This window comes from Protofrankia sp. Cj3 (genome assembly GCF_917627355.1).
In the GTDB taxonomy this organism is placed as follows: Bacteria; Actinomycetota; Actinomycetes; order Frankiales; family Frankiaceae; genus Protofrankia.
Genome location: NZ_CAKJTR010000041.1, coordinates 28,049 through 32,887, shown reverse-complemented (window position 1 = coordinate 32,887; position 4,839 = coordinate 28,049). Strand labels below are relative to the sequence as shown.

The 4,839-nt window shown below is 66.4% G+C and carries 9 protein-coding genes; 5 read left to right on the top strand and 4 right to left on the bottom strand.

Going from position 1 to position 4,839, the window contains the following annotated elements; translation table 11 throughout:
* The 3 genes from MJ783_RS08125 to MJ783_RS08115 all read left to right on the top strand — a co-directional run.
* Positions 1 to 242: DUF4913 domain-containing protein (locus MJ783_RS08125; RefSeq protein ID WP_239309690.1), on the top strand; the 242-nt coding region annotated here is incomplete at its 5' end.
* 96 nt (positions 243 to 338) lie between these two features.
* Positions 339 to 650 carry a hypothetical protein gene (locus MJ783_RS08120; RefSeq protein WP_239309689.1) on the top strand — a complete coding sequence of 104 codons (312 nt, stop codon included), beginning with the start codon at positions 339 to 341 and terminating at the stop codon, positions 648 to 650.
* The gene (locus MJ783_RS08115; protein WP_239309687.1) at positions 647 to 1,663 is read left to right on the top strand and encodes a zeta toxin family protein; all 1,017 of its coding nucleotides are present in this window, start codon (positions 647 to 649) and stop codon (positions 1,661 to 1,663) included. Before MJ783_RS08120 ends, MJ783_RS08115 begins: the two co-directional genes overlap by 4 nt.
* Positions 1,664 to 1,842: 179 nt before the next feature.
* Here the strand turns inward: MJ783_RS08115 and MJ783_RS08110 are convergent, their stop codons facing one another.
* Positions 1,843 to 2,598, bottom strand: a complete 756-nt coding sequence (locus MJ783_RS08110) for a hypothetical protein (protein WP_239309685.1) — start codon at positions 2,596 to 2,598, stop codon at positions 1,843 to 1,845.
* On the opposite strand from MJ783_RS08110, the gene MJ783_RS08105 reads away from it, so the two are divergent.
* Together MJ783_RS08105 and MJ783_RS08100 are read left to right on the top strand one after the other, a co-directional pair.
* Entirely contained in the window at positions 2,587 to 2,964 is a 378-nt protein-coding gene (locus MJ783_RS08105; protein WP_239309683.1) for a hypothetical protein, read from the top strand. The genes MJ783_RS08110 and MJ783_RS08105 overlap by 12 nt on opposite strands.
* A gap of 138 nt (positions 2,965 to 3,102) precedes the next feature.
* A complete protein-coding gene (locus MJ783_RS08100) occupies positions 3,103 to 3,597 on the top strand; it encodes an ATP-binding protein (RefSeq protein WP_239309681.1) in 495 nt (164 codons plus the stop codon).
* Between the two features lie 10 nt (positions 3,598 to 3,607).
* Here the strand turns inward: MJ783_RS08100 and MJ783_RS08095 are convergent, their stop codons facing one another.
* From MJ783_RS08095 to MJ783_RS08085, 3 genes are all read right to left on the bottom strand, one after another.
* The gene (locus MJ783_RS08095) at positions 3,608 to 4,084 is read right to left on the bottom strand and encodes a hypothetical protein (protein WP_239309679.1); all 477 of its coding nucleotides are present in this window, start codon (positions 4,082 to 4,084) and stop codon (positions 3,608 to 3,610) included.
* Positions 4,023 to 4,238: a DUF397 domain-containing protein gene (locus tag MJ783_RS23595; RefSeq protein ID WP_308194831.1), complete on the bottom strand. Its 216-nt coding sequence runs from the start codon at positions 4,236 to 4,238 to the stop codon at positions 4,023 to 4,025. The genes MJ783_RS08095 and MJ783_RS23595 overlap by 62 nt, the downstream gene beginning before the upstream one ends.
* 264 nt (positions 4,239 to 4,502) lie before the next feature.
* Positions 4,503 to 4,839: hypothetical protein (locus MJ783_RS08085; protein ID WP_239309677.1), on the bottom strand; the 337-nt coding region annotated here is incomplete at its 5' end.

Genomic DNA, 4,839 nt, shown 5'->3' with positions numbered 1-4,839 from the left:
CCGAAGCCGTCATCCGCCTCGAAGCACTGTGGCGAGCCTGGGAACATGCCCGTACCGACCCCAACACCGGCATCGCCACCTGGCACGTGTCCTACCTCGACCCCCACCTGGCAGTGCTGTGCGGACCCTCCGGACCGTTCCGCGCCTGCCGCCCTGACCGTCACGAACCCGACCGGCCCCTACCCGTCACCCCGGTCCCACCCGGCCACTTCGACCCCGCGGTAGGAGGCGAGGACGGCTGACCCGCGCCTGCGACACCACCGCCAGCGAACGCGCCGCCGGGTCGCCGACAAGCCCCACCACACCATCTGTCCGAACACCATAAAAGGATGAAAAACATGGCAGAATCCGCGGATTTCGAGTCGTCCGTATTCTCCGACATGAAACCATTCACCTGGGACAGCAAAGAAGTCGCAGCCTATGAAGCGGCACTAGAAGCCGGGCACGCCGCAGTCGGCGCATACGCCGCCCGTATCACGGCCGAGGAAAACAAACTCCATCCGGACCCGGCCAGGCTGGAACGATGGAAAAACGAACAGGCTGCCTGCGCCCGGGCCCGGGACACCCTCGACCCGGCCGACCCGGCTGCTGTCGCCGAGGCCCGTATCCGGTTCACCGACATCGCCCACCAGATACAGGAGCAGGCGTGACCCAGCCCACTCCCATCCCCGACCAGCTCCCCGCCGCCGAAGCGGAAAGAATCTTCCAGGAAAAAATCGTTCCTGTAGAGACCAGTCATGCCCGGCCGCAGCCCCGCCCAACCGTCGTGTTCCTCGTCGCCCAGCCCGGCGCGGGGAAGTCGCGGGTGGCCCGGCAGATCGGCGCTATCTTTGACGGCAAGGGCGGATTCATCGATGTCGACAGCGACCGTTACAAGCCTTTTCATCCATCCTATGAACAATTCATGGCCGAAAACGACCAGACCATGGCGGTTCGCACCCGGTTCGACGGTCGCCGGTGGATGCACATGATCCAGGACTATGCCCGTCACCACCGACTCAATACTCTTGTACAGGCAACAGCCGATAACCCCGCCGGGGTCGCGGAAGATATGAGCCGCTACCGGGAAGCCGGCTACCAAATAGCCGTCGCCACCATGGGAGTTCCCGAAGCCATGAGCCGGCAAGGAATCATACACCGCTACCACGAACAGGTCCGCGACCGGGGCCGTGGACGACTAACAGCACCGGAAAACGCCCGCCACTCCTACGCCGGTATTCTCGACCTTGCCGACCTTATCGATACCCACCATCTTGCCGACCAGGTTGCGGTATTTCGCCGTGGCGAAGCAGAACCCCGCTACTTCAACCACCTCACCCCCGCAGGCCAGTGGGCCGAACCGCCCCGCTTACGAGCCGCAATCGAGACCGAACGGACCCGGCCCTGGACTCCACAAGAAACAGGCGACTTCCAAGCCGTACAACGCACACTCGCAGGCGAGGCTGGCCCGGAATGGACTCCTCAACTCGCCGAGATCGACACTCTAGCCCGCCCACTGTTCCACCCGACTCCTCCACGCATGCCACCAACCGCCATGACGGACGCAGCCAGGGTAACGTTCCCCCGCCCCGGCTCTCCGGACCACAGCCCGCGTTCCTCTTCTGCCACACTGCCCCGATCACCTGCATCACCCGGCCACCGACCGCCGACCACCGGACGGTGACCCGCTGGTCAAACGACCGTCACGACGGTGCGTGGCGAGAGCCACAGGCCTGCCGTTCCCGACCCCGACCCACACAGTCTTCCGGAAGCGTCAGCCCACCCCATGGCCGAGTCCCACTCCCGCCGCAGCATCAAGTCTTGGACGCACGAGCTACCCGCCGGCTTCGTGGAAAGGCATGTTCACCGCCCCCGAGGCCGAGGCGGCAACGCGGAACGGGCAGGGCTGCGCGCCCCTGCATGCGCCACCCGTGGTGGTACGGGCGACTGGCCGGGGATGTGGGTGGCCAACATCCGGGCGGCAGCCACGGCGGCTTCGGCCTGAATATGGCGCTGCTGGGCGGCACGGAGGAAGGCCAGGGCCTCGGCCAGTCGCAGCAACGCCTCCACAAGCCGGGCGAAATCGGTTGCCTCGCCAGGGCCGGCACGGCCGAGCGCGAGCAGAATCCGCGCCCCTGCCCGGACGGTTTCGGCGGCCGGAGTGGTGTGCGGGGTGGCCGCCCACCGGGCCCGGGCCGCCCGGGCAATGCGCTCACTGGCCGTGTGCATCGGCCCATCGTCTGGCCCGTGTAGGACGTGGGCGACGGCGGCGGCCAAGTCCCCGACGGCGTGCGCCACCGCTTCCTGATCCTGTTCCCTGGCGGGGTCACCGGCGACGTCGGCGGCCAGGTGCTCGGCGGCACTGACGGCAGCCGCAGTCGCTGTGGTAACCGCCTGGCGGCGGGCAGCAAGGTCGCGCAACCGCTGCCGGTCAGCAGAATCGGTTGTACCGGCCGGGCAGGTCGGGACCTGCCAGCGTCGTCGTAGCTGCGGCAGGCTCAGGTCCGCGGCCAGCCGTCCGCCGCTGTACCAGACCGATACTCCCTGGCGGTCCCGGTCGCCGGGCAGGGCCACCGCATAGCCGGTGATCTCATCGGGATGCTGGATGTGGACAAACAAAAAATCACACTATCCACACACTGGATGCATGTGCGGAAGACGGGTCTAGAAGGTGCGCGAATCCGCGCGATCGGAGACCTCGTCGATGCCGCCAACGCCCGCCAGACCATCCGCGACGCACTCGCTGCCGTACAGCAGCAGGTGGCCAACGCCGAAACCGTTTACGCCGACGCGCGTAAGGCCGCGCTCGAAGCCGGGTGGACATCGAAGGAACTGGTCTCCCTCGGCTACCCGCAGCCTGTACAGCGCCGCCGTCAGCGGAACAGCGCAACCGACAGCAGCGAGCCAGCCGACGATACCGGCACTATCGCTGAGGAGAGTGACCGCGCTCCGAAGACAGTCGCTCCCCACCAGCCAGGGCAGTGAAAGTAGATCGACAAAAACAGCACAAACGGTTCGGTACCTCCAGAGAGTGATACCGGTAGCTGACGGCGCTGTTCGGCGACGGCGTCGAGTGGTCATAGTCTTCGGGTGACAGGCGAAGCGCTGAAGGGATGTCTCCTGATGCAGGACAGGGATGTCGCCGAGGTGTTCCTACTGTGCGGCCTGACCGGTTCTGGCAAGACGACCTACGCCAAGCACCTGGAGGGCCAGGGCATCGTGCGCCTCTCCGTCGACGAACGGGTACATGCACGGCACGGTCGCTACGGCGTCGACTATCCGGAACACCGGTACTTCGAGCTGGAAGGCCCAGTGGTCACCGAAGTGGAGGCCGAGCTGGCCGCTCTGGTCAAGGCAGGAACATCCGTGGTGATAGATCGCGGCCTGTGGGACCGGGCCGGACGTGACCGGTACAAGAAACTCGTGGAAGAACACGGCGGCCGGTGGCATCTGCTGTACTTCAAGGCGGACCGCTCGGTGTTGCGCCGCCGTCTGCACATACGAAACCAACGTACCGACGGCAACGCGCTGACCGTCACAGACGAAGCGTTGGATGACTTCCTCGCCCGGTTCGAGGAGCCGACGGGTGAGGGTGAGGAAGTCATCCAACAGTCGTAGCGCTGGCCGGTCAGCCGGCGGGAGGCCGCCAGGTGTCAACGATCGCGCGAGACTCGTCAGCCCACCAGGACGGGACAACGTCCATAGCCACCGGCCGGAAGAGCACAGCCTGCCCAGACACATCAAGCCTTCCAGCGTGCTCCTCCACGTGGGCGAGAAGTCGATGCGCCTCGTCGCGGACAGCGGGACTCTGCTCCTGCCATCCGCCTGCAGCCAGCATCGCCGCCCGCCTCGCCAGATAAGTGACAACATCGCCGCGCCACTTGAAGTCATGGACAATGACGAGCGGATTGTTGGCAGGCCGGCGGCCAGGGCTCCGGTGGTTGCCGGAAGCGACTTCCACACCGCTGCGTACGAGAACAACCTTGCGCGGGTCACCGCGTAGAAGCCGATGGGTCAGGAAACCACCGAGCGGGTAACTACGGTCAAGCCCGACCTCCGGAGCCCACGGTCGCAGCCGCCCGTCCGCTGCGACCCGATCGAGCATGACACTCCCAACAACGGGAACGTCGACCATCTTCGTCTCCGCTGTCGCCGTTTTCGACACCGTCGACGAACGCGGCCCACTCGGCGCGGGAGAACGACAGCACGAGCCCGTCCGGGTTCTTCGCATCGCGGACGACCACTCCGCCGTCGTGCATGCCGGCTTGTACGCACATGCCACCGGCGCCGTTGGAGAAACTGGACGTCTGCCAGGTGACGGCGTCGGGGTCGAAATCGGTGAGGTCGGGCTTGCGGGTGCGATCCTTGGACATGGTTGATCCTTTCGATGGTGGGTGTTGGTTGTACGCGCCGGCCCGTACGCCACACCCGCAACGACGAGGAAGGGACGGGCCCCGCACGGGCCGGCACGCATCGGTCAGGCCTCCCGGGTCGGGGCACGGCCATATCCGGGAGACCTGGTCTCAAGGCCCCTGACGGGGGCGGAACGGAAACGTGATCGGGACGATGCGACCGTCCCGGTTGCTGCTCTGCGCGTGATGGTCGGCCGCGCTGACGGTCGGGAACGGCAGGACGACTTCGACGGGCTGTCGGTCCGGGCCGTAGACGACGAGCGCGTACAACGTCGCGTCCGCTGGAACATCGCCGTGGGCCTCGGCCCGGGGTAAGGAGCGCGGAATCTGCGCCGGCACAGGTGGCCGGCGGGTGAAACTCCTCGGCGGTTGCACGACATCCCCCAATTTGTGTCCTGCCTGCGTGGCCGGCCGGTTATCGTGCCGGCACGACACATTCCATGACGGT

What these genes read in the sequence shown, in the direction of transcription:
- MJ783_RS08120 (WP_239309689.1), top strand. Translation starts at nt 339, where the DNA reads ATGGCAGAATCCGCGGATTTCGAGTCGTCCGTATTCTCCGACATGAAA.
- MJ783_RS08100 (WP_239309681.1), top strand. Translation starts at nt 3,103, where the DNA reads ATGCAGGACAGGGATGTCGCCGAGGTGTTCCTACTGTGCGGCCTGACC.
- MJ783_RS08095 (WP_239309679.1), bottom strand. Translation starts at nt 4,084, where the DNA reads ATGCTCGATCGGGTCGCAGCGGACGGGCGGCTGCGACCGTGGGCTCCG.
- MJ783_RS23595 (WP_308194831.1), bottom strand. Translation starts at nt 4,238, where the DNA reads ATGCACGACGGCGGAGTGGTCGTCCGCGATGCGAAGAACCCGGACGGG.